The sequence below is a fragment of the Bacillus sp. FSL L8-0358 genome (assembly GCF_038593095.1).
Classification (GTDB): domain Bacteria; phylum Bacillota; class Bacilli; order Bacillales; family Bacillaceae; genus Bacillus; species Bacillus subtilis.
Genome location: NZ_CP151962.1, coordinates 3809838 through 3833731, shown reverse-complemented (window position 1 = coordinate 3833731; position 23894 = coordinate 3809838). Strand labels below are relative to the sequence as shown.

Genomic DNA, 23894 nt, shown 5'->3' with positions numbered 1-23894 from the left:
TTATGGTTTAAAAGTAACAGCCGGCTGATGAAGTGTATTTTTGTTTTTTTCAGCCTTCATTAAATATAATGTCAGGCCAAAGCCTGCTATGCTCAGAATGCCAAAAAGCAAGTAGACTGCGAAGATCGATACGTAGTCAAAAATGTACCCGCCTGCAAATGTGCAGAACCAGTTGCCGAATCCATTGCCGATGGCGGCGTACATGGTCAGTGCCGTCGCTTCAACGTGTCTTGGGGTAATCTTTTTCACATATCGAAGCGCCGCCGGGATAAATAAACCGATGGCCACTCCCTGAAGAAAGACTGTCGCATAAATGATCCATAATGAAGGCGCCGTGAAATAGAGTGCCCACCTAAATAATGAAACCCCGCCTGACAGCATAATGACGTTGAGCAGCCCCATTTTATCTATAAATGTTTGGGCGAATCGCATAAATGGAATTTCTGAAATGACACCAATGAAAAATAAAATGCCAATAGCGGAAAGAGATGCGCCGCTTTTGTCCAGAAAAAGACTGAAATACGTATTGTTCGCTAAGTTTGGAGCAAATGTCGTAAAGGTGATGATCATAAAGATGAGGAAAGTTTTGTTGCTGATAAGCTCCCGGAATCCTTTGCGGATATTGACCTTTGTTGTTGTTTTCTGCTGGCCGGGCATTTGTGAAGCTAATATGGCAGCAATGCACAGAAAGGCACAGCCAAAGATAAAGATCACGTGAATGGGGTACAGCTGGTTCGTCACCTGTCCCATGGCAAACACCGCGACACCGAAGCCGAGAGAACCAAACAGGCGGATTCCGCCGTAGTTGCCGTTTGTTTCTTGTGTGTACCTTAGTGAAATGCTGTCCGAAAGTGGAATAATCGTGCTTTGAAAGGCTGCAAAACAGGCCGCAATCAAAATAAACAGAGGGAAACTGTCAAATGCAATATAGGCTAATCCAATGATGCCTGTGATTGATGTGCAAACCGCCAGCAGGCCTTTCGTTTTTTGCGTATAGTCGCTCAGCATGCCCCAAAACGGCTGAAAGAAAATCATCACAATCGGGCCCAGCGACATGATCAAGCCGACCTGTGATCCGCTTAAATGCTGTTCCTTCGTTAAATACATACTGAGTAAGGGAATTATGCTGCCCGTACCGAGAAAAGCAAACAAATAAAATCCTTTTAACGCGGCGTAATGCCGCCTCACCTGCAAGTTGTGCATCAGGGTGCCTCCTTTGGTATCCACAAATACATTATATTGGAATTCGCCAGCTTTTCAATAAGGGGAAGCACATAAAAAAACTGCCCTCGAGAGGACAGTTTTTTACATAAATGAAAGTAAAAACGGCGCCGCGCAAAGCGTCATAATCGCAGCTAAGATCATCGACACACTGGAAATCGTGCCGGACACAGAGCTAAGCTCAAATGCCTTTGACGTTCCCGCTCCGTGCGCGCTTGTGCCAAGCAGCACGCCCCGCGCGATTTCGTTATCAATACGGAAATAGCGGATGACCATCGGGCCGATCACTGTGCCGAGCAAAGCGGTTAAAATCACAAACACGGCTGTGACGGCAGGCATTCCGCCGATCATTTCAGATACGTTCATCGCGATCGGCGTTGTCACTGATCTCGGGACGAGGCTGTCAATTAAGCCGGTGCCGAGGTGAAGCCATTTCGCAATAAGAGCGGTAGAAATAATCGCGATGCATGAACCGACGGCCACATTCAAAATAATTTCCACTGCGTATTTCTTTAAAACAGGGAAATATTTATATAACGGGATCGCGAATGCCACGGTGGCCGGCTGTAGCATATCGGTCAGCAATCCGCCGCCGAGATTATAGGACTCGTACGGGACATTCACCAGCAGCAGCAGACCGACTAACACAGCGGGCGTCACCAATAGCGGCGACGTATAAACACGCGGAAAGCGTTGATATACCTTTTTTGCCCCTAAATACACCAAAACCGTTAAAAACAAACTTACAATTCCGATGAACACGTATGCTTTTTCTCCTTTCTCTTTGCGATGAGTTGTGTAAGCGTTCCTGTAGACACCATCACGACAAACGTGCTGATGATGACAACAAGCAGAATGCTGACACCAAATTTCGACATAATGTCTCCGTATTCAATCACTCCGACGGCAGACGGGATAAAAAATAAAAGCAGCTCCCCGAGAAGCCACGCTGCACCAAGCTCGATCCATTCAAGCTTGATAATGTTAAAGTGCAATAATGTGAAAAGAATCACAATCCCTATTATACTGCCGGGAATATTTATATGAAGAAGGGCTGTCACCCAATTAATCAGCCGAGCAAATATAAATAACAGAGCGATTTGAATAACGGTTAGCAACAGTTTTTTCATATTGATGCCTCCCTTATATACTTATTGTACATAAGGTCTCTCTATAGGTAAAATATATATTAAGAATAAGAAGTATTCCTTTTGTCTATAGAAAGGGTGAAGCACATGGATATCCGCCATTTAACATATTTCTTGGAAGTCGCCCGTTTAAAAAGTTTTACGAAGGCTTCCCAATCCCTTTATGTTTCTCAGCCGACGATATCAAAAATGATCAAAAATTTAGAAGAAGAGCTCGGAATTGAACTGTTTTACCGAAACGGCAGGCAGGTGGAACTGACTGATGCCGGTCATAGCATGTATGTGCAGGCGCAGGAAATCATTAAATCATTTCAAAACCTGACGTCAGAATTAAATGATATTATGGAAGTCAAGAAAGGGCACGTACGGATTGGACTGCCGCCGATGATCGGATCGGGGTTTTTCCCGAGAGTGCTCGGCGATTTCCGTGAAAACTATCCGAATGTCACCTTTCAGCTAGTCGAAGACGGTTCTATAAAAGTCCAAGAAGGTGTCGGGGACGGCTCTCTTGATATCGGCGTTGTGGTCCTTCCCGCAAACGAAGATACCTTTCATTCGTTTACAATCGTAAAAGAAACCTTAATGCTTGTCGTTCACCCTTCCCACCGGCTGGCTGATGAGAAAGAATGTCAGCTGCGTGAGTTGAAGGACGAGCCTTTTATTTTCTTCAGAGAGGATTTTGTCCTGCACAACCGAATTATGACGGAATGTATCAAGGCTGGGTTCCGGCCCCATATCATTTATGAAACATCACAATGGGATTTTATTAGTGAGATGGTATCAGCCAACCTTGGGATCGGGCTTCTGCCGGAACGGATCTGCCGCGGCCTTGACCCTGAAAAAGTGAAAGTCATTCCGCTTGTCGATCCGGTCATCCCTTGGCACCTCGCCATTATTTGGAGAAAGGACCGTTACTTGCCCTTTGCGGCCAGAGCTTGGCTCGAACATACGAAATCGTATTTATGGGACCCGAAAAAAGATAGTAAAGGATGATGCAAACATGGATGCACAATCAGCAGCAAAATGTCTTACTGCTGTCCGCCGGCATAGCCCACTGGTGCATAGCATAACCAACAATGTCGTAACGAATTTCACAGCAAACGGCCTGCTCGCGCTCGGCGCATCGCCCGTTATGGCGTACGCAAAAGAAGAGGTCGCCGATATGGCGAAGATTGCGGGTGCACTCGTTTTAAATATCGGAACACTGAGCAAGGAGTCAGTCGAAGCGATGATCATCGCGGGAAAATCAGCTAATGAACATGGCGTTCCCGTCATTCTTGATCCTGTCGGTGCCGGAGCAACACCGTTCCGAACTGAATCGGCACGTGACATCATTCGTGAGGTTCGCCTTGCTGCAATCAGAGGAAATGCGGCGGAAATTGCCCATACCGTCGGTGTGACGGATTGGCTGATCAAAGGTGTTGATGCGGGTGAAGGCGGAGGCGACATCATCCGGCTGGCTCAGCAAGCGGCACAAAAGCTAAACACGGTCATTGCGATTACTGGTGAAGTTGATGTCATAGCCGACACGTCACATGTATACACCCTTCATAACGGCCACAAGCTGCTGACAAAAGTGACAGGCGCCGGTTGCCTGCTGACTTCCGTCGTCGGTGCGTTTTGCGCTGTGGAAGAAAATCCATTGTTTGCTGCTATTGCGGCCATTTCTTCGTATGGGGTCGCCGCTCAGCTTGCCGCACAGCAGACGGCTGACAAAGGCCCTGGAAGCTTTCAGATTGAATTGCTGAACAAGCTTTCAACTGTTACTGAACAAGACGTCCAAGAATGGGCGACTATAGAAAGGGTGACTGTCTCATGACTCGTATTTCTCGGGAAATGATGAAAGAGTTATTATCTGTTTACTTCATTATGGGGTCAAACAATACGAAAGCCGATCCTGTTACAGTTGTACAAAAAGCGTTAAAAGGCGGTGCCACCCTGTACCAGTTCCGTGAAAAAGGCGGGGATGCGCTGACAGGAGAGGCTCGGATTAAATTTGCTGAAAAAGCGCAGGCAGCTTGCCGTGAAGCTGGTGTTCCGTTCATTGTCAATGATGATGTGGAATTGGCTCTGAAGCTGAAAGCTGACGGTATCCACATCGGCCAGGAAGACGCAAATGCGAAAGAGGTAAGAGCTGCCATAGGTGATATGATTCTCGGCGTTTCTGCCCATACGATGTCTGAGGTGAAGCAAGCCGAAGAAGACGGAGCGGATTATGTCGGGCTTGGGCCGATCTATCCGACTGAAACGAAAAAGGATACGAGAGCGGTACAGGGTGTATCTCTTATCGAAGCAGTGCGCCGCCAAGGCATCAGCATTCCAATTGTCGGCATCGGCGGAATCACAATAGATAATGCCGCACCTGTTATCCAAGCGGGGGCCGATGGTGTCAGTATGATCAGCGCCATCAGTCAGGCGGAGGATCCTGAGAGTGCTGCACGCAAGTTTCGTGAGGAAATTCAAACGTATAAAACAGGAAGATAATCGTTCATTTTCCTTCAAAGGGCTGTTCTGTAAAAGGACAGCTTTTTTGCTGTCCATCAAGGTTTTCAGACCTTCAAATTTTAATTGACAAAGGACAGGAACTGGCTATGATTATGTTATACAATGATAATCATTTTCAATTATAGGAGGAACATGATGGCTCGGGGGCTGGCACTTATTCTATTCAGCTTGTTGATGGTTTTCGGTTCTGCGGCACATGCGGAAGATGATCCGATCGCCGCATTAATTCAATTAAACAAGCAAATGATCAAATCCGTAAAAGACGGGGATATGGATTCGGCACAACAAACGTTTGACACCTTCAAAGCGAAGTGGAAAAAAGAAGAACCTTCTATTAAGAAAGAAAACCTTTCTTCTCACAGTGAAATGGACGCGAATATCGCGATGATTTCTCTTTCTTTTATCAATCAAGACGCAGGCAAGCTCAAATCACAGCTTGAAGAGCTTTCATCTCATTTAGAAACCTACCAGCAGGCTGTCGTGCTGAAAAAGACATCCTCAGGTCAATCAAGGGCGTCCTTAACAGCCTATATACAAAGCTTGAAAGACACAAAACAGTTCATAGAAAAAAAACAAATGGATGAAGCGTCATCCGCAATCGACAATTTAGTTACATCCTGGCTCGCTGTTGAGGGAGACGTCGTTTCCCAATCGAAAGAAGCCTATACGACATCGGAGGAAAATCTGGCGCTGATGAAGGCGGAGATCGGCAGCCATCCTGAAAAGGTATCAAAGCAAATTGACGAAATGATTCAATTGCTCGAGCCGATCGCTTCAAGCAGCTACAGCTGGTGGGATGCGGCGCTGATCCCGGTTCGTGAAGGAATGGAGGCCCTCCTTGTCATCGGAGCGCTATTAACCATGACAAAAAAAGCGCGGGTTACGCGTTCCTCGACATGGATCTGGGGCGGGGCGTCCGCCGGCATGGCTGTTTCCTTAGCAGCCGGCATCGGTGTCACGGTTCTGTTCTCCTCCAGTGTATTCGGAGAAAACAATTTCTTGCTTGGCGGCGTTACCGGCGTACTGTCCGCTGTCATGCTTTTGTATGTCGGGGTGTGGCTGCACAGAAACGCCTCAATGGATAAATGGAGAGAAAAAATCAATATCCAGAAGTCACAGGCACTAAAAAAACGAAGCCTGCTTTCCTTTGCGCTCATTGCATTTCTGGCAGTTGTAAGAGAAGGTCTCGAAACGGTCATCTTTTTCATCGGGCTTGTCGGGAAGCTCCCGCTCACTGAACTGATCGGCGGAACTGCCGCAGGGCTTATCGTTCTCGTCATCGTCGGTGTTCTGATGATCAAGCTCGGAATGCGCATTCCATTGAAGCCGTTTTTTCTTCTATCAATGGCGGTTGTCCTGTATATGTGCGTGAAATTTCTCGGAACCGGCGTTCACAGCCTTCAACTGGCGGGCATTCTTCCGTCTGATGCAGAAAGCTGGCTGCCGTCTGTATCGGTGCTAGGAATTTATCCGTCTGTGTACAGCACGATTCCGCAAATGCTGATTTTACTCTTTTTACTGATTGCGCTTGTTTCAGAAGCGGCAAAACATTTTACAAACAGAAAGGAACTGACAAAATGAATTTCACAAAAATCGCTGTATCAGCCGGATGCATCCTTGCGCTGTGCGCAGGCTGCGGAGCCAACGACACATCTTCAACCAAAGAAAAAGCTTCATCTGAAAAAAGCGGGGTCACTAAAGAAATCACCGCATCCGTAAATAAAATGGAAACCATCATTTCCAAGCTGAATGACTCAGCGGAAAAAGGAGACCAAAAAGAGATTGAAAAGAAGGGGAAAGAGTTAAACAGCTACTGGCTTTCCTTTGAAAACGACATTCGCAGCGACTATCCATTCGAATATACAGAAATCGAAAAACATCTTCAGCCAATCTACACAGAAGCGCAAAAAGACAAACCGGATACAGCAAAAATCAAGACAGAATCCGAGTCCCTGAAAGCGTCCTTAGAAGACCTGACAGAAGCGAAGAAGAGCGGCAAAAAGGCTAGCGATCAGCTGGCAAAAGCAGCGGATGAGTATAAAGGCTATGTCAAAAAGCAGAGTGGCCAGCTTGTCAAAGCGACTGAAGCATTTACAAGCGCTGTGAAATCCGGCGATATCGAAAAATCTAAAACGTTATATGCGAAAGCGCGTGTTTATTACGAGCGAATCGAACCGATCGCTGAAAGCCTTGGAGATCTTGACCCGAAAATTGATGCGCGAGAAAACGATGTTGAAGAAGGAGACAAATGGACAGGCTTCCATAAGCTTGAGAAGGCCATTTGGAAGGATCAAGATATTTCCTGGGAAAAAGCAACAGCTGACCAGCTTCTCAAGGATGTAAAAGAGCTTGACGGTTCAATTCAATCACTGAAATTAACACCTGAACAAATTGTTGCAGGCGCGATGGAGCTTCTGAACGAAGCCGGAATTTCGAAAATCACGGGAGAAGAAGAGCGCTACTCACGAATTGATTTAGTTGACCTTATGGCAAATGTGGAAGGCTCCGAAGCCGTTTATCAAACAGTGAAAAGCGCGCTTGTAAAAGATCACTCCAACTTGACGGAAAAACTGGATACGGAGTTCAGCGAATTTGAAGTTTTAATGGCAAAATACAAAACAAATGATCAGTCCTATACGTCTTATGATAAATTAAGTGAAAAGCAAATCAGAGAGCTGAGCACAAAGCTGACGACTCTTTCTGAAACCATGTCGAAGATTGCGAATGTGCTATAAAAGGAGTTTTGTAACAGCATGAGCGATGAACAAAAAAAGCCAGAACAAATTCACAGACGGGACATTTTAAAATGGGGAGCGATGGCGGGGGCAGCCGTTGCGATCGGTGCCAGCGGTCTAGGCGGTCTCGCTCCGCTTGTTCAGACTGCGGCTAAGCCATCGAAAAAGGATGAAAAAGAGGAGGAACAGATTGTTCCGTTTTACGGAAAGCATCAGGCCGGAATCACAACTGCCCATCAGACGTATGTCTATTTTGCTGCACTGGATGTAACAGCAAAAGACAAAAGCGACATCATTACGTTATTTAGAAACTGGACAAGTCTCACACAGATGCTGACGTCTGGAAAGAAAATGTCAGCTGAGCAGAGAAATCAATATCTGCCGCCGCAGGATACAGGTGAGTCTGCTGATTTATCCCCTTCCAACTTAACGGTCACATTCGGATTCGGGCCTGGCTTTTTTGAAAAAGACGGGAAGGACCGCTTCGGGTTGAAAAGCAAAAAACCGAAGCACCTGGCCGCTCTTCCACCGATGCCCAATGACAACCTGGATGAAAAGCAGGGAGGCGGGGACATCTGCATTCAAGTTTGTGCAGACGACGAGCAAGTGGCGTTTCACGCGCTGCGTAACCTGCTAAATCAAGCGGTCGGCACTTGTGAGGTCCGCTTTGTGAACAAAGGCTTTTTAAGCGGAGGAAAAAATGGTGAAACGCCGCGCAACCTCTTCGGGTTCAAAGATGGAACAGGCAACCAGAGCACGGAGGATGACAGCTTGATGAACTCGATCGTGTGGATTCAGTCCGGTGAGCCTGACTGGATGACGGGCGGCACCTATATGGCTTTTCGGAAAATCAAAATGTTCCTTGAGATATGGGATCGCTCTTCCCTTAAGGACCAAGAGGATACCTTCGGCCGCAGAAAAAGCTCAGGGGCGCCTTTTGGGCAGAAAAAGGAAACAGATCCCGTGAAGCTGAATCAAATTCCGTCTAATTCGCACGTCAGTCTAGCGAAATCTACGGGAAAACAAATTTTGCGAAGAGCTTTCTCTTACACAGAAGGACTTGATCCGAAAACCGGCTATATGGATGCAGGTCTTCTGTTTATCAGTTTTCAAAAAAATCCCGACAATCAGTTTATCCCGATGCTGAAGGCTCTTTCAGCAAAGGATGCGTTAAACGAATATACACAAACAATCGGTTCTGCTTTATATGCATGCCCAGGCGGCTGCAAAAAAGGAGAATATATTGCCCAGCGTTTGCTGGAATCATAAAAGAAGCCTAAATCGGCTTCTTTATTTAAAAAACAGTTGTAACTTTGATTGTTACAGTTTAAAATCAATTTATACGAAAGGAGATTATCATGACAGTACACATTAAAGTTTATTCAGATTACGTCTGCCCATTTTGTTTCGTTGGAAAAGCCGCTTTTGAAGAAGCGATAAAAGGAAAGGATGTTGAAGTCGAGTGGATGCCGTTTGAACTGCGTCCAAGCCCATCTCCTCAGCTTGATCCGGTCAATGATCCTTCCAAACAGTACATGTGGCAGACATCAATTCAGCCAATGGCGGAGAAATTAGGAGTCGAGATCAATTTTCCAAACGTCTCGCCCCATCCGTATACAGACCTCGCGTTTGAAGGCTTCCATTTTGCGAAGGAATACAATAAAGGACATGAATACAACACCCGTGTCTTTCAGGCGTTTTTCCAGGAGGGCCAAAATATCGGCGACATTGACATCTTGACGAAGATCGCCGAGGAAGTGGGATTAGACGGTGCATCATTCAAATCAGCACTGGAAACAAGAACATATCAGGACGTGCAGCGCCAAGCTTTGAAGCATGCCTATGAAGAGGCTGACATCACAGCCGTTCCAACCTTTATTATCGGCGACACTGTAATTCCAGGTGCTGCCGGCAAGGATGTATTTGAAAAAGCGATTTCTGACGAACAGAAGAAAAGACAAGGAAAAAGCTCTCTATAAAGAGAGCTTTTTTTAATCCTGTTCCATATGGACGCCAGTATGCGCCTTCACCTGTATTTCTGCAAACGTATCTTCATCAATTGTTTTATCAGACGACAGCACCGTTCCGAGCCACGCGCCGAGAAAGCCGAGCGGGATGGAAATAATCCCTGGATTAGACAGCGGAATGAGCGGATCACCGGTAAAAATAGCACCTCCGGCCGGGTCCCACACACTAGGGCTCATTGACACCAGCACAAGCGCGCTGATCAGGCCTGTCAGGCTGCCCCATAAAGCGCCTGAGGCATTGAATCGTTTCCAGAAGACAGTAAACACAATCAGCGGAAGGTTTGCGCTAGCGGCTACCGCAAACGCGAGTGCAACAAGGAACGCCACATTTAAGGATTGTGCAAAAATCGCAAGGAGAATCGAGAGTACTGACACGGCGACAGAAGCCCATCTGGCCGCTTTCATCTGTTCTTTTTCAGTTGCTTCTCCCTTTCTGATGATCTGGCTGTAAATATCATGGGCAAATGCTGAGGCGGCAGACAGCACCAACCCTGTCACAACAGCCAAAATGGTGGCAAAGGCGATGGCTGATACAAACGCGAACAGAAAGTCTCCTCCGAGTGCTTTTGCTAAAAGCGGAGCCGCCATATTTCCCGCTTGATCAGCCGCCGTAATCGCGTCAAAACCGACAAATGCCGCGGCACCAAAGCCGAGAAACACTGTCATAATATAAAACACACCGATAATCCATGTCGCTGACACAACGGATGTACGGGCCGTCTTGGCATCCTTAACGGTATAAAACCGGATCAATATATGCGGAAGCCCGGCGGTTCCCAGCACGAGCGCCAAGTTTAACGACAAGGTCTCAAGCGGCACCTTGTATTTATTTCCGGGATTCAAAAAATCAGCGCCCAGCGGAGTAGTCGTTTTCATCTGTTCAAACATGGTATTAAGGCTAAAGCCGAATTTCGAAAACACGATAATCGAAATCACGAGTGTGCCGGCCATCAGCAAAACGGCTTTAATAATTTGAACCCAGCTTGTCGCGATCATGCCGCCAAACACGACATAAATGGTCATCAGCACTCCGACGATGAGGACAGCCGCGGTATAATCCAGCCCTAGAAGCAGTTTGATCAGCGCTCCCGCCCCCACGAGCTGGGCGATCATATAAAAAGTAGAGATGGCAATGGTATTGAGAGCCGCGACACCGCGGATTTTCTTTTCTTTAAAGCGAGCGGCAATCATGTCTGCCATCGTGTACTTTCCGAGATTCCGAAGCGGCTCCGCCACGATGTACAAGACAACGAGATAAGCCACCAGAAAACCGATGCTGTAAAAGAAGCCATCAAATCCATATAACGCAATCATTCCGGCAATCCCGAGAAACGAGGCGGCAGACATGTAGTCACCGGCAATTGCCAGTCCATTCTGAACACCGGTGAGCCCGCCGCCCGCCGTATAAAACTCACTCGTCGTTTTCGTCCGCTTCGCGGCAAAATACGTGATAATAAGCGTCAGACCAACAATCGCCAAAAATAATAAAAAAGCAGTCATATTCATGTCTGTTCACCCTTCAGATCCTCTTTTAAAGCGCTTACATACCGATCGAAATGAGCGGCTCTCCGGGAATACACAGTACTCAGTATCCAGGTCATAGCGAATTGGGCGATGGCGAACAGCCAAGCCCATGAAACAGCTCCAATGGCCGGTGCATTCAAAAAGGTGAAATAAGATGTCAAAACAGGGAGTGAAAAATAAAAGACAAAAAAGAAAATCGCAGAAGGAACAATAAAAGCGCGTTTCTGCTTTAAAAAAGCTTGAAAAGACGGCGTTGCAGCAATCTGTTTATAATCAGCTTTGTACATGGCTTTCCTCCTTTTATTCGCTAAACGTAAGCAAAAAGGTACACCAATAGGTATGTACTGAAAGTCCGATTTATGCGTTGAACAATATCTGGAGGATGAAAAAAGAAGGAAGTCGTGAAGAGGTGAACACAGTGGTCTAAAGACAGGCGAAGGTTTTCAAGCTCGGCCGTGTATAAACGAGTTTGCTTTCAAAACCTCACCGAATGCAGCTTGTTCTCAGCAAAGCTGCTGTTTACCAGAGCACGGTTATCATGTTCGCATCACCTCTTTATGACAATGCATGTGCCAAGAGGTGATCGCATCACCGGCTGTCTGTCGTAGTTAGCTGACACACCGTTTGTCCTCAAGCTCAGCGCAGCGATTTGCTTTTGAATAGAGGATATGGTGAAAACTCAGATCAGGTGATAGAAAAGCCAGAGGTACATAGATCCGCCTGTTCGGACTAGTCTTGCCGGACGGTTTTTTTGTGGTTTTTCTTTCTCGATGCTGTCTCAGATTCTAAAAACTGCCTCACATCATGAATGCCTAATCCAATGGATCTAGCTTCTTGAATTAACATATGCCAACCTTTGTCCAAATCTTTTTTAACATGAGTTTTCATAGTAACCTCCAATTGTATAAAATGTTTTCCTGCAACATGCGGGCAATAAAAGACAAGCCAGCGCGATGATGAGGCGAGTACAACAAATTTCACACATAGTTGCTCGGTGTTCACAAACTGAAGGAAAAACCACCTACCTATTCCCTAAAAAAATGACTAATATAACCAATGGACCTTATTTATAATAATAAACAATTAAATACTGACTGGATAGTATGTAAATGAAAATAAATCATTTAGCCTATTAAAAATGACCCCTGGGAAACCGAATAGCATAACCGTTCAAAGAAATAAATACCGCTAAAGATTGATCCGGTGTAAGATAAGGGTAATCATTACCGCCAGGAGAAAAATATGAAAAAAAACAAATTTCAAATTAAAAGAGAAGCAACATTTGAAAGTTTTATAGACGCTGGCGTGAATTTGTTGATTGACCGAGCGTATGATCCAGTTTCTGTAGAAGATATCAGCAGAGCCGCCGGATACAGCAAAGGAGCATTTTATGTTCATTTTGTCAGCAAAGACGATTTTCTGCTGTATCTTCTCGAAAAACGTCAGATGAAAAAAAAGATCATTATAGGGTATCTTGATCAAATGGAGCGGGAGTCAGTGAAATCGCTGACATTGGACGAGGCTGCAAAACACGCTGCAGAACTGCTTTATTCCTATTACATAAATAAGCCGTCGTGGGACATCACCTCGTTTGCCATGAACATGCCGACATATAAAGTCTTAAAGAAATGCAAGGCCTATGTCCGGCTGTACGAATTGTGGGTGGAAGAAAATGTGTTATATATTAAGTGGCTGAAGGAGAGAAAGCTGATTGACGCCTGTATTGATCCGGAATATACGGCTAAAATAATATGTGCAGTCCTCGACGGAATCATCAAACAATCATATGTATTGGGCCAGCCAGCCACCTTCCGCAGCTTTTTAGACGCACTCTCGGTATTTTTCACTTTAGACAGAGAGCACGAGAGGCCAAGAATTTTGAAAAGTTTTTCAGAAAGCGAGGAACATCAGTGAAGTATAGAGAAATAATTATGTATATCATTATGGGGGTTTTCACAACCATTGTGAATATCGCCAGCTTTTATATATTGGTAGAGATCATGAATGTGGATTACAAAGCCGCCACTGTTGCCGCTTGGATTTTGTCCGTGCTGTTTGCTTACATAACAAATAAATTATATGTGTTTCAGCAAAAAACACATGATCTGCAGAGCCTGCTGAAAGAGCTCACTGCTTTTTTCAGCGTTCGGGTCCTGTCTCTCGGCATAGATTTAGGCATGATGATCATTCTTGTCGGCCAGTTCAATACAAATGAAACCTTGGCCAAAATACTCGACAACGCGGTCATTGTTGTCGTCAACTATGTTGCGAGCAAATGGCTCGTCTTTAAAAAAACAAAAGAAGAAGGGGTATGAGAGGACTGCAGCATATGATCTGCCGTTTTCTATGGAGAAATAAGGGGAATAAAAAATAAAAACCAGAAAGGTGATTGCACATGCGGGAAGAGCTAAAGGGGATATTTGCAAGTGTATTCGGAGAAAAAGAGGGATTACGGTTTTTTTTCGCACCTGGAAGAGTGAATCTGATTGGAGAACATACAGACTATAACGGCGGGCATGTCTTTCCGTGCGCGCTGACAATGGGTACATATGCTGCTGTTGCAGAAAGAAAAGACGGGCTTGTCCGGATGTATTCAGATAATTTTAAAAACGCAGGCATCAAGGAATGCAGCCTTGACGATATTCGCTATCAAAAAGAAGACGACTGGGCGAACTACCCAAAAGGCGTGATTTATGAATTTCAACAGAGGGGATATGCAGTTCCCCATGGCTTTGACATTGTATTTTCAGGGAATATTCCAAACGGGGCGGGGCTGTCGTCTTCCGCTTCTATTGAACTGCTGATGGGGGTCGTGCTCCAAAGCTATTTACATCCTGAAGTAGATGCGCTTGAGCTTGTGAAAATGGCGCAGCATGCGGAAAACCATTTTATCGGCGTCAATTGCGGAATTATGGACCAATTTGCAATTGGAATGGGGAAAAAACATCATGCGATGCTGCTGAACTGCGACACGCTTGACTATGAATATAGCAAACTCAATGTCTCAGGCCTCGCGCTGGTCATCGCGAACACGAACAAAAAAAGGACATTGGCTGACTCAAGCTACAATACGAGACGCCAAGAATGCAATGATGCATTGCTTGATCTGAAAAAAGGCCTCGATATTGCAGCACTGGGCGACATCAAGCCTTCTGATTTCGATGCGCATTCCAGCCTGATCCAAAATGAAACGAACAGACGCCGGGCAAAGCACGCTGTATACGAAAATCATCGTGCTATTAAGACGGCCCATATGTTCAAAGAGAACAATATAGATGAAATCGGGCAGTTAATGAAGGAATCCCACCTTTCATTGAAGGATGACTATGAAGTAACATGCCCTGAACTTGATGAGCTTGTGTTTGCGGCATGGGATCACGAAGGTGTAATTGGATCAAGAATGACGGGAGCAGGCTTTGGCGGATGCACCATCAGCATTGTAAAAGATGAGTTCGTTGATGATTTTATTCAGAAGGTTGGAGACAGATATCAAGAAAAAACAGGGCTCCGAGCGGACTTTTATGTCGCGGATATCGGAGAGGGAGCGAGAGAACTAAAGGGGGAGTGACATATGAGTATTATTGAACATCTGGAACAGCTGCTTGAGTATGGCCTGGAACGAAAATTGATCTCGATCTGGGATCGGGAATATACGAGAAACCGTCTTTATGAAGCGCTGGGCATCACACATCCCGAGCCGGTCTCCGGGACCAGCATCAAGCAGTCACAAAGCCTGCCGGACTTGCTTGCTCCCATCTATAAATGGGCTGCCGAAACCGGCCGAATGGAAGCGGATACAGATACGTACCGTGACCTGCTCAGCGCAAAGCTGATGGGCTGTTTTGTACCTGCCCCGTCCGAGGTCATTCGCAAATTTGAAGAGACAAAAGCATTATACGGCCCAAAACAGGCGACAAAGGAATTCTATCAATATTCAGAGGATGTCTATTATATACGGACTGACAGAATCGCCAAAAATGTTCATTGGACGGTGCCGACCGAATATGGCGAGCTGGAAATGACCATTAACCTATCAAAGCCTGAAAAGGACCCGAAAGCGATTGCGGCTGCAAAAGAGCAGGAACAGACAAATTATCCGATGTGTTTGCTGTGTAAAGAAAATGTCGGGTTCGAGGGAAGCGTGAATCATCCAGCCCGGCAAAATCACAGAATCATTCCGGTCATCCTTGAGGACGAACAATGGTTCCTGCAATTCTCGCCATATGTCTATTATCCAGAGCACTGTATTGTCTTAAAAGGTGAACATGAACCGATGGAGATCAGCAAAAAAACATTTGAAAGGCTGCTGTCATTTCTTGGCCAATATCCGCATTATTTTATCGGTTCAAACGCGGATCTGCCGATTGTCGGCGGCAGCATCCTAAGCCATGATCATTTCCAAGGCGGCGCGCATGATTTTCCAATGGCACGTGCAGAAGCGGAAGACGTTTATGAATTAAATGATTATCCCGGCGTGTCGCTGGGCTTAGTGAAGTGGCCGATGTCTGTGCTCAGGCTCCAAGGAGACGAACCGGGTCATGTCGCCGAAGCTGCTGACCATATCTTCCGCACGTGGCAGACGTATTCCGATGAAAAAGCCGGCATTGCCGCCTATACAGGCGATACGCCCCATAATACGGTCACACCGATTGCGCGGCGCAGGGGAGACTTGTACGAACTCGATATCGTACTGAGGAACAACCGGACGGATGAGGAGCATCCCTTAGGGATATTTCATCCCCATAAGGAAGTTCACCATATTAAAAAAGAAAATATCGGCCTGATTGAGGTCATGGGATTGGCGATATTGCCGGGCCGCTTACAGGAGGAAATGAAAGAAACAGCAGCGGCGCTATGCTCTGCTGATCCGAAAACAGCTTTAGAACAAAATCCGCTCACGGCAAAACATAGTGAGTGGGCTATTCGGATGATGGAAAAAAGAACCATAACAAAAGAGAATGCAGATCTAGTCATAAAAGAAGAGCTGGGACATGTATTCGCTCGCATTCTTGAACACGCCGGTGTGTTTAAACAGACAACGGAAGGAAAACAGACCTTCAGAAGGTTTATCGACCAGTTGGGCGTCAAACCAGTCAAAAGCCTCAACCGCTAGGGTTGAGGCTTTTTCGATTTTTATGGCAAAACAAACACCCAAAGCGCTGACGCTTTGGGTGCTGCTTTATCCTCTTTTTCTGGTTAACAGGCTTACTAGAAAGACAACAATGGCTGCGCCGATTACCGCTGGAATAATGGCAAATCCGGCTAGGTGCGGCCCCCATGTTCCAAGCAGCCCGTGTCCGATCCAGGCGCCTATAAGACCTGCGATCATAGACCCGATAATTCCTCCGGGCATATCTCCTTTTACAAACAGGCTTCCAAGCCATCCGATAATAATAGCGACGATAAGTGAAATAAGAAAACTCATCATGCAACACATCCTATTTTTTATTTATTTGCTTATATCATTCCTCTTTTTTGTATAAGATAAACAACTGGATGCTCTCATTAAAAAATACGGACAATTCAGAGCATATTGGCTCTTCATTGCGCCTTTTCTTTCAATATTTGATGCGTTAAAATGGTAACCGTGTGAAAAGATGCTAGACAAGGAAAAAATAATTCCTATCTAGAAAGTTTAACAAAATGAAATTTTTGATTGACCTAAGTTTTTTATTGTGGTAAACCTTTATTTGTCAGAATTAGTTCTTCATCATCTTTTCTTACTTATATGCGGAAATAACTAGAAACTTTTCATCTTAAGCGATAGATGTGAATAAAGTTGGAGCGATTTTTGTCGATTTTATGACATTTAAGCGAAAATGGGATGAAGTTTATAAAAAAATAAAGCTAATATGTGAAGTTTTTGATAGCATAACAAAGTAGAGAAAAGATTTTGAGGAAGTATGCACTTCAGATTTATTACATCAATAGGAAGGATGGTGATCTTCTTGTTCAGAGCATTAAAACCGTTGCTTGTATTAGCGCTGTTAACTGTGGTTTTCGTCCTTGGGGGATGCAGCAATGCTTCAGTACTAGATCCGAAAGGACCTGTAGCTGAACAGCAAAGTGATTTAATCCTGTTATCTATCGGATTTATGCTGTTTATCGTCGGGGTCGTCTTTGTTCTATTTACCATTATTTTAGTAAAATACCGCGACCGTAAAGGCAAAGATAATGGATCTTATAACCCAGAAATTCACGGTAACACGTTTTTAGAAGTAGTCTGGACAGTGATCCCAATTTTAATCGTCATTGCACTTTCTGTGCCAACCGTACAGACGATATATTCGTTAGAAAAAGCTCCTGAAGCAACAAAAGACAAAGAGCCTCTTGTTGTTTATGCTACTTCGGTAGACTGGAAATGGGTATTCAGCTACCCTGAACAGGATATTGAAACGGTCAACTACTTAAACATTCCTGTCGACCGCCCGATCTTGTTCAAAATCTCATCTGCAGATTCAATGGCTTCGCTATGGATTCCTCAGCTTGGAGGACAAAAATATGCGATGGCAGGAATGCTGATGGATCAATACTTACAGGCTGACAAAGTGGGTACTTACGAAGGCCGCAATGCGAACTTCACAGGTGAACATTTTGCGGACCAAGAGTTTGATGTGAATGCAGTCACAGAAAAAGACTTTAACAGCTGGGTGAAAAAGACTCAGAACGAGGCTCCTAAGCTGACAAAAGAGAAGTATGATGAATTGATGCTTCCTGAAAATGTGGACGAATTAACGTTCTCTTCTACTCACTTGAAATACGTTGATCACGGACAAGACGCTGAGTACGCGATGGAGGCGCGCAAACGCCTTGGCTATCAAGCCGTTTCACCGCACTCTAAAACAGATCCGTTTGAAAACGTAAAGAAAAACGAATTTAAGAAGTCTGATGATACAGAAGAATGATATTGATCAGGAAAGGAGGAAGCCTGCATGAAATTCAAATGGGACGAATTTTTCGTAACTGGTGACCCATTAATTCTGGGCGCACAAGTTTCCATTGCGCTTTCAACCATTGCCATTATTTTTGTACTGACTTACTTCAAAAAGTGGAAATGGCTGTGGTCTGAATGGATAACTACTGTTGACCATAAAAAACTCGGAATCATGTACATTATATCTGCTGTAATTATGTTATTCCGCGGCGGTGTCGACGGTCTGATGATGCGTGCCCAGCTAGCGCTTCCGAATAACAGTTTTTTAGACTCAAACCACTATAATGAAATTTTTACAACTCACGGTACAATCATGATCATCTTCATGGCGATGCCGTTCTTAATCGGTCTTATCAACGTTGTTGTGCCTCTTCAAATCGGTGCCCGCGACGTTGCGTTCCCTTACTTGAACAACCTGAGCTTCTGGACGTTCTTTGTAGGGGCGATGCTTTTCAATATTTCTTTCGTTATCGGAGGTTCTCCGAACGCAGGCTGGACGAGTTATATGCCGCTTGCAAGTAACGACATGAGCCCTGGGCCGGGTGAGAACTACTACCTCCTCGGACTTCAGATTGCCGGTATCGGTACCCTGATGACAGGGATCAACTTTATGGTAACAATCTTAAAAATGAGAACAAAAGGCATGACATTAATGCGTATGCCAATGTTCACATGGACAACACTGATCACAATGGTTATTATCGTGTTTGCGTTCCCTGTACTTACAGTAGCATTAGCACTTTTATCATTTGATCGTTTGTTTGGCGCTCACTTTTTCACATTGGAAGCAGGCGGTATGCCGATGCTTTGGGCTAACTTGTTCTGGATTTGGGGACATCCTGAAGTATATATCGTTATTCTTCCGGCGTTTGGTATTTTCTCAGAAATCATCTCAAGCTTTGCAAGAAAACAATTGTTTGGTTACAAAGCGATGGTTGGTTCTATTATCGCCATCTCTGTATTGAGTTTCTTAGTTTGGACTCACCACTTCTTCACAATGGGGAACAGTGCGTCCGTTAACTCATTCTTCTCAATTACGACAATGGCAATCTCAATCCCAACCGGGGTTAAAATCTTTAACTGGCTCTTTACAATGTATAAAGGCCGAATCAGCTTTACAACACCTATGCTGTGGGCGCTTGCGTTTATTCCTAACTTCGTTATCGGCGGGGTTACAGGGGTTATGCTTGCGATGGCAGCAGCGGATTATCAATACCATAATACGTACTTCCTTGTATCTCACTTCCACTATGTGCTGATCGCGGGTACTGTATTTGCTTGTTTCGCCGGATTTATTTTCTGGTATCCAAAAATGTTCGGCCACAAGCTGAACGAAAGAATCGGAAAATGGTTCTTCTGGATCTTTATGATCGGGTTCAATATTTGTTTCTTCCCGCAATATTTCTTGGGGTTACAAGGCATGCCTCGCCGTATTTACACATACGGACCGAACGACGGCTGGACAACATTGAACTTTATCTCAACTGTCGGAGCTTTCATGATGGGTGTAGGATTCTTAATCCTTTGCTATAACATCTACTACAGCTTCCGTTACTCTACTCGTGAAATCAGCGGAGATTCATGGGGTGTGGGACGTACGCTTGATTGGGCGACTTCTTCTGCGATTCCGCCGCATTACAACTTTGCGGTGCTTCCTGAAGTCAAATCTCAAGATGCATTCCTGCATATGAAAGAAGAAAAAACTGAATTATACCCTGAAAGCAAATTCAAAAAAATCCATATGCCAAGCAACTCAGGCAGACCGTTCTTTATGTCTGTTGCCTTCGGTCTCGCTGGCTTTGGACTGGTATTTGAATGGTACTGGATGGGCGTAGTCGGATTGATCGGAGTCCTGCTCTGCATGGTTCTGCGTTCATTCGAATACGACAACGGCTACTACATTAGTGTTGATGAAATAAAAGAGACGGAAAGAAAGATTTCCGAATAAGGAGGCGTGAGTTATGGAACATGCAGAACACGGCAATTCTAACGCGCCTATGGAATATCAATCTGAAACCGGCAGACTTAATATTCTCGGGTTTTGGATCTTTTTAGGGGCAGAAATTGTGTTGTTCTCAACACTATTTGCAACCTTCTTCGTTCTTAAAAACAGAACAGCTGGAGGTGTCTTGCCAGACGAACTATTTGAAGTCAATCTGGTAATGATTATGACGTTCTTGCTGCTGATCAGCAGCTTTACCTGCGGGATCGCTGTTCATGAAATGCGCCGCGGAAGTTTAAAAGGCGTAGTCATTTGGACAATTATCACTCTTCTTCTCGGTGCCGGCTTCGTCGGGTGCGAGATCAACGAGTTTGTCCACTATGTACATGAAGGAGCATCTCTCGGTACAAGTGCGTTCTGGTCTGGATTCTTTGTTTTACTTGGAACTCACGGAACTCACGTAACAATCGGGATTTTCTGGATCACAGGAATTCTGATTCAGTTGAAGAAACGCGGCTTAACTCCGCAAACTTCATCTAAAATCTTTATCTCAAGCTTGTACTGGCACTTCTTAGATGTTGTATGGATTTTCATCTTCACAGGTGTCTATCTCATGGGATTGGGGGGTCTGTAAAATGGCAAACAAATCTGCTGAACACAGTCACTTTCCATGGAAGCACATTGTAGGTTTTGCACTGTCTATCGTTTTGACCCTGCTGGCTCTATGGGTTGCAGTGTATACTGACCTAAGCTCATCAGCAAAACTTTGGATCATTTTCGGCTTCGCCTTCATCCAGGCGGCGCTCCAGCTTCTCATGTTCATGCACATGACAGAGAGCGAAAACGGCACGATCCAAGTCGGAAACACGCTGTTCGGATTCTTTGGCGCGATCGTTATCGTACTTGGATCCATCTGGATTTTCGCGGCTCACTATCACCATGGTGACCATATGGACGGAAATCCTCCTGGAGGCGCTGAACACTCAGAGCATTCAGGCCATAACGAATAATACAAAAACCCTCTTCATTGGAAGAGGGTTTTTTGCTGTCTTCAGCTGCTTCGCTTTCTGCGAAGATACGGAAGGCCGTAAATGATAAATGCAGCGATATGAGCGACAATGACGTTGACGGCAAACAAGATAATCATGAGAGTGTGTCCAAGTGGAGAAAGGCTTTCTGTTGCGTAAAAGAAGAAGAATACCCACATTAAAATGATTGGCGGAATAGCTGAGAGTGCGACTTTTTTGTTATCAAGCCAAATAAAGAGAGGCGTTGCGCTAGCAACCAGTAAGTAAGCAAAAAACATGTCCATCATACCCGTCTCCTTTCATTTTGTGATAACGTTTACAAAAATGAAATAGAGGAACTGAGTTGTGTCTGTTTTGTGATTGTTTTTTGAACATTCTGTTACAATTATTATACCATGTTTTCCAGAAATTGATACGTGTTTTTGCAGAAATGGACTGGATCTATCGTCTTATTTTTTTCGTTCAATGTGCTAGGAGAATGTATGGGCATGGGGCTCTAAATTCTATATGAGGTATCACATTATTTGGGAACATAACACATTATCGCATTCGTTTTTTAACAAATTCTTTTGGTATGGCGTTTTTTTCATTTGAAAAGTTTTGTGTCAATCGAAACATTTCGGTTTATGATACGTCATATTTCGTGTAGCTGAAAAAGCGCCGCAAATGCTGAAAAAACATAAAAGGAAGCGAGCTTCACGTGTCATCTTGAACGTGGTTCATGTATAATAAACATTAGTGATTTTCCGATGAAAATGTAAGGCGGGATAGAATGAGTCGATATAAGAAACAGCAAAGCCCCTTTTACCAGGGGGATTTGATTTTTATATTTGGTGTGTTTTTTATTATAAGCGTAGTATCAATTTATGCTGCCGGTCAGTTTGGGCAGTATGGGAACACGGATTGGATTCAGCAAATTGTGTTTTATCTTTTGGGGGCTGTTGCCATTACAGTTCTTTTGTACTTTGATTTAGAACAGCTTGAAAAGTTAAGTTTATATATTTTTATTATTGGTATTTTATCTTTGATTGTTCTTAAAATCAGTCCCGAGTCTATTGCACCTGTTATTAAAGGGGCAAAAAGTTGGTTTAGGATCGGTAGAATAACAATACAGCCGTCAGAGTTTATGAAGGTTGGTTTGATTATGATGCTTGCTTCAGTTATTGGAAAAGCAAATCCTAAAGGAGTTCGGACGCTTAGGGATGATATCCACTTGTTATTAAAGATTGCGGGTGTCGCAGTTATTCCTGTAGGTCTTATCTTGATGCAGGATGCTGGGACTGCGGGAATATGTATGTTTATCGTTCTTGTAATGGTTTTTATGTCAGGGATAAATTGGAAATTGATTGCGATCATAGCTGGTTCAGGTATCTTACTCATTTCATTAATTTTATTAGTAATGATAAACTTTCCTGACGTTGCTAAATCAGTTGGAATACAGGACTATCAAATTAAGCGGGTCACTTCTTGGGTGTCTGCTTCAAATGAGACACAGGAAGATTCAAATGACAGCTGGCAAGTTGACCAGGCCATCATGGCAATAGGATCTGGTGGTATTTTAGGTAATGGTATTTCTAATTTGAAGGTTTATGTTCCAGAGAGTACGACTGACTTTATCTTTTCTATAATAGGTGAGTCTTTTGGCTTTATAGGCTGTGCAATTGTTGTCATCATGTTCTTCTTTTTAATCTACAGGCTTGTCGTTCTGATAGACAAAATACATCCGTTTAACCGTTTCGCTTCTTTCTTTTGCGTTGGCTATACGGCGTTAATTGTGATCCACACATTCCAGAATATCGGAATGAACATCGGCATTATGCCTGTTACCGGGATTCCGCTGCTGTTTGTCAGCTATGGGGGAAGCTCGACACTTTCCACGTTAATCGGTTTCGGGATTGTATATAATGCAAGTGTGCAGCTGACGAAATACAGAAGTTATCTTTTTAATTCTTAATATGTAGACAGCCTTTACAGAGGCTGTCTTTTTTTGTGCAGAGCATTTCACTTTTGAGATCACTTTTTTTCGGATATGATAAAAAGTGATAAGGAGGTTTTTGTGATGAATAACACAATCGAAACCATTTTGAACCATCGGTCAATCCGGTCTTTTACTGATCAGCTTTTGACAGCTGAAGAAATTGATACATTAGTGAAAAGTGCGCAGGCTGCGTCTACATCCAGCTATGTGCAGGCATATTCGATTATCGGGGTTTCTGATCCTGAGAAAAAACGTGAGCTGTCCGTGCTTGCTGGGAATCAGCCTTACGTTGAGAAGAACGGACACTTTTTTGTATTTTGTGCGGATTTGTACCGCCATCAACAACTGGCTGAGGAAAAAGGTGAACATATTTCTGAGCTGCTCGAGAATACAGAAATGTTTATGGTTAGCTTGATTGATGCGGCGCTGGCAGCGCAAAATATGAGCATTGCCGCTGAATCTATGGGGCTTGGCATTTGCTATATCGGCGGCATTCGGAATGAGCTGGACAAGGTGACAGAGGTGCTGCAAACGCCTGACCATGTGCTCCCGCTTTTCGGACTGGCGGTAGGCCATCCTGCGAACCTTTCTGGCAAAAAACCGAGATTGCCAAAGCAGGCTGTTTATCATGAGAATACGTATAATGTGAACAAAGACGATTTCCGTCATACTATGAATACGTATGACAAAACCATTTCTGATTACTATAGAGAAAGAACAAACGGGCAGCGGGAAGAAACGTGGTCCGATCAAATACTGAACTTTATGAAGCAAAAGCCGCGTACGTATTTAAATGACTACGTGAAAGAAAAGGGCTTTAATAAAAACTAAAGCAAACCTCTCCGTCTGGAG

General features: G+C 44.5%; 25 protein-coding genes. 17 read left to right on the top strand and 8 right to left on the bottom strand.

The features are described from left to right. The 3 genes from NYE49_RS19680 to NYE49_RS19670 all read right to left on the bottom strand — a co-directional run bounded on the left by NYE49_RS19680 (window position 1) and on the right by NYE49_RS19670 (window position 2351). Window positions 1–1203, bottom strand: coding sequence for a major facilitator superfamily domain-containing protein 6 (locus tag NYE49_RS19680; RefSeq protein WP_015483875.1), 1203 nt, complete (start codon window positions 1201–1203; stop codon window positions 1–3). 102 nt (window positions 1204–1305) lie between these two features. Continuing rightward, on the bottom strand, window positions 1306–1983 hold the full coding sequence (locus tag NYE49_RS19675; protein ID WP_003227371.1) for a CidB/LrgB family autolysis modulator: 678 nt from the start codon (window positions 1981–1983) through the stop codon (window positions 1306–1308). After that, window positions 1965–2351 carry a CidA/LrgA family holin-like protein gene (locus tag NYE49_RS19670; protein ID WP_003227375.1) on the bottom strand — a complete coding sequence of 129 codons (387 nt, stop codon included), beginning with the start codon at window positions 2349–2351 and terminating at the stop codon, window positions 1965–1967. The genes NYE49_RS19675 and NYE49_RS19670 overlap by 19 nt, the downstream gene beginning before the upstream one ends. A gap of 105 nt (window positions 2352–2456) precedes the next feature. On the opposite strand from NYE49_RS19670, the gene NYE49_RS19665 reads away from it, so the two are divergent. The 7 genes from NYE49_RS19665 to NYE49_RS19635 all read left to right on the top strand — a co-directional run bounded on the left by NYE49_RS19665 (window position 2457) and on the right by NYE49_RS19635 (window position 9588). Continuing rightward, window positions 2457–3362, top strand: a complete 906-nt coding sequence (locus tag NYE49_RS19665) for a LysR family transcriptional regulator (RefSeq protein WP_015483874.1) — start codon at window positions 2457–2459, stop codon at window positions 3360–3362. Between the two features lie 7 nt (window positions 3363–3369). After that, window positions 3370–4188: a hydroxyethylthiazole kinase gene (thiM, locus tag NYE49_RS19660; RefSeq protein WP_003244274.1), complete on the top strand. Its 819-nt coding sequence runs from the start codon at window positions 3370–3372 to the stop codon at window positions 4186–4188. Then, window positions 4185–4853 (top strand): thiamine phosphate synthase, encoded by a 669-nt coding sequence (thiE, locus tag NYE49_RS19655; RefSeq protein WP_015483872.1) that lies wholly within the window; start codon window positions 4185–4187, stop codon window positions 4851–4853. The genes thiM and thiE overlap by 4 nt, the downstream gene beginning before the upstream one ends. A gap of 156 nt (window positions 4854–5009) precedes the next feature. Then, window positions 5010–6455 (top strand): ferrous ion permease EfeU, encoded by a 1446-nt coding sequence (gene efeU / locus NYE49_RS19650; RefSeq protein WP_174616689.1) that lies wholly within the window; start codon window positions 5010–5012, stop codon window positions 6453–6455. Next, window positions 6452–7609: an iron uptake system lipoprotein EfeM gene (gene efeM / locus NYE49_RS19645; RefSeq protein WP_047183384.1), complete on the top strand. Its 1158-nt coding sequence runs from the start codon at window positions 6452–6454 to the stop codon at window positions 7607–7609. The genes efeU and efeM overlap by 4 nt, the downstream gene beginning before the upstream one ends. An 18-nt stretch (window positions 7610–7627) precedes the next feature. Next, entirely contained in the window at window positions 7628–8878 is a 1251-nt protein-coding gene (gene efeB / locus NYE49_RS19640) for an iron uptake transporter deferrochelatase/peroxidase subunit (RefSeq protein ID WP_015384996.1), read from the top strand. 89 nt (window positions 8879–8967) lie between these two features. Beyond that, a complete protein-coding gene (locus NYE49_RS19635; RefSeq protein WP_174616690.1) occupies window positions 8968–9588 on the top strand; it encodes a DsbA family protein in 621 nt (206 codons plus the stop codon). Between the two features lie 12 nt (window positions 9589–9600). Here the strand turns inward: NYE49_RS19635 and NYE49_RS19630 are convergent, their stop codons facing one another. The 3 genes from NYE49_RS19630 to slrA form a co-directional block, all read right to left on the bottom strand. Further along, window positions 9601–11142 (bottom strand): cation acetate symporter, encoded by a 1542-nt coding sequence (locus NYE49_RS19630; protein ID WP_047183382.1) that lies wholly within the window; start codon window positions 11140–11142, stop codon window positions 9601–9603. Next, on the bottom strand, window positions 11139–11447 hold the full coding sequence (locus NYE49_RS19625; RefSeq protein ID WP_003222190.1) for a DUF485 domain-containing protein: 309 nt from the start codon (window positions 11445–11447) through the stop codon (window positions 11139–11141). Before NYE49_RS19625 ends, NYE49_RS19630 begins: the two co-directional genes overlap by 4 nt. Before the next feature lie 442 nt (window positions 11448–11889). Continuing rightward, window positions 11890–12048, bottom strand: a complete 159-nt coding sequence (slrA, locus tag NYE49_RS19620) for a transcriptional regulator SlrA (protein ID WP_003243648.1) — start codon at window positions 12046–12048, stop codon at window positions 11890–11892. A gap of 354 nt (window positions 12049–12402) precedes the next feature. Between slrA and slrC the strand changes: the two genes are divergently transcribed. From slrC to galT, 4 genes are all read left to right on the top strand, one after another. Next, window positions 12403–13074 (top strand): transcriptional regulator SlrC, encoded by a 672-nt coding sequence (slrC, locus tag NYE49_RS19615; protein ID WP_003227396.1) that lies wholly within the window; start codon window positions 12403–12405, stop codon window positions 13072–13074. A 17-nt stretch (window positions 13075–13091) separates the two neighbouring features. After that, the gene (locus NYE49_RS19610; protein ID WP_003227398.1) at window positions 13092–13475 is read left to right on the top strand and encodes a GtrA family protein; all 384 of its coding nucleotides are present in this window, start codon (window positions 13092–13094) and stop codon (window positions 13473–13475) included. 80 nt (window positions 13476–13555) lie between these two features. After that, window positions 13556–14728: a galactokinase gene (locus NYE49_RS19605; protein WP_015384993.1), complete on the top strand. Its 1173-nt coding sequence runs from the start codon at window positions 13556–13558 to the stop codon at window positions 14726–14728. A 3-nt stretch (window positions 14729–14731) separates the two neighbouring features. Further along, entirely contained in the window at window positions 14732–16273 is a 1542-nt protein-coding gene (galT, locus tag NYE49_RS19600) for a UDP-glucose--hexose-1-phosphate uridylyltransferase (protein WP_047183381.1), read from the top strand. A 66-nt stretch (window positions 16274–16339) separates the two neighbouring features. On the opposite strand, the gene NYE49_RS19595 is transcribed toward galT, so the two are convergent. Beyond that, a complete protein-coding gene (locus NYE49_RS19595) occupies window positions 16340–16585 on the bottom strand; it encodes a GlsB/YeaQ/YmgE family stress response membrane protein (protein WP_009968363.1) in 246 nt (81 codons plus the stop codon). 514 nt (window positions 16586–17099) lie between these two features. Here NYE49_RS19595 and qoxA point away from each other — a divergent pair. The 4 genes from qoxA to qoxD are packed head-to-tail and all read left to right on the top strand — an operon-like array spanning window position 17100 to window position 21046. Continuing rightward, window positions 17100–18065, top strand: a complete 966-nt coding sequence (gene qoxA / locus NYE49_RS19590) for a cytochrome aa3 quinol oxidase subunit II (RefSeq protein WP_010886637.1) — start codon at window positions 17100–17102, stop codon at window positions 18063–18065. A 27-nt stretch (window positions 18066–18092) separates the two neighbouring features. Next, window positions 18093–20042 carry a cytochrome aa3 quinol oxidase subunit I gene (qoxB, locus tag NYE49_RS19585; RefSeq protein WP_003227407.1) on the top strand — a complete coding sequence of 650 codons (1950 nt, stop codon included), beginning with the start codon at window positions 18093–18095 and terminating at the stop codon, window positions 20040–20042. Between the two features lie 13 nt (window positions 20043–20055). Further along, window positions 20056–20670, top strand: coding sequence for a cytochrome aa3 quinol oxidase subunit III (gene qoxC / locus NYE49_RS19580; protein WP_015384990.1), 615 nt, complete (start codon window positions 20056–20058; stop codon window positions 20668–20670). 1 nt (window position 20671) lies between these two features. Further along, complete coding sequence (gene qoxD / locus NYE49_RS19575) at window positions 20672–21046, top strand: cytochrome aa3 quinol oxidase subunit IV (RefSeq protein WP_015384989.1); 375 nt, start codon at window positions 20672–20674, stop codon at window positions 21044–21046. Between the two features lie 41 nt (window positions 21047–21087). On the opposite strand, the gene ywcE is transcribed toward qoxD, so the two are convergent. Then, a complete protein-coding gene (gene ywcE, locus NYE49_RS19570; protein WP_003227411.1) occupies window positions 21088–21351 on the bottom strand; it encodes a spore morphogenesis/germination protein YwcE in 264 nt (87 codons plus the stop codon). 485 nt (window positions 21352–21836) lie between these two features. Here ywcE and rodA point away from each other — a divergent pair, with 485 nt between their 5' ends. Together rodA and nfsA are read left to right on the top strand one after the other, a co-directional pair. Beyond that, window positions 21837–23018, top strand: coding sequence for a cell shape-determining peptidoglycan glycosyltransferase RodA (gene rodA / locus NYE49_RS19565; RefSeq protein WP_015384988.1), 1182 nt, complete (start codon window positions 21837–21839; stop codon window positions 23016–23018). A gap of 105 nt (window positions 23019–23123) precedes the next feature. Beyond that, window positions 23124–23873 (top strand): oxygen-insensitive NADPH nitroreductase, encoded by a 750-nt coding sequence (nfsA, locus tag NYE49_RS19560; RefSeq protein ID WP_043858905.1) that lies wholly within the window; start codon window positions 23124–23126, stop codon window positions 23871–23873. Window positions 23874–23894: the final 21 nt, after the last annotated feature.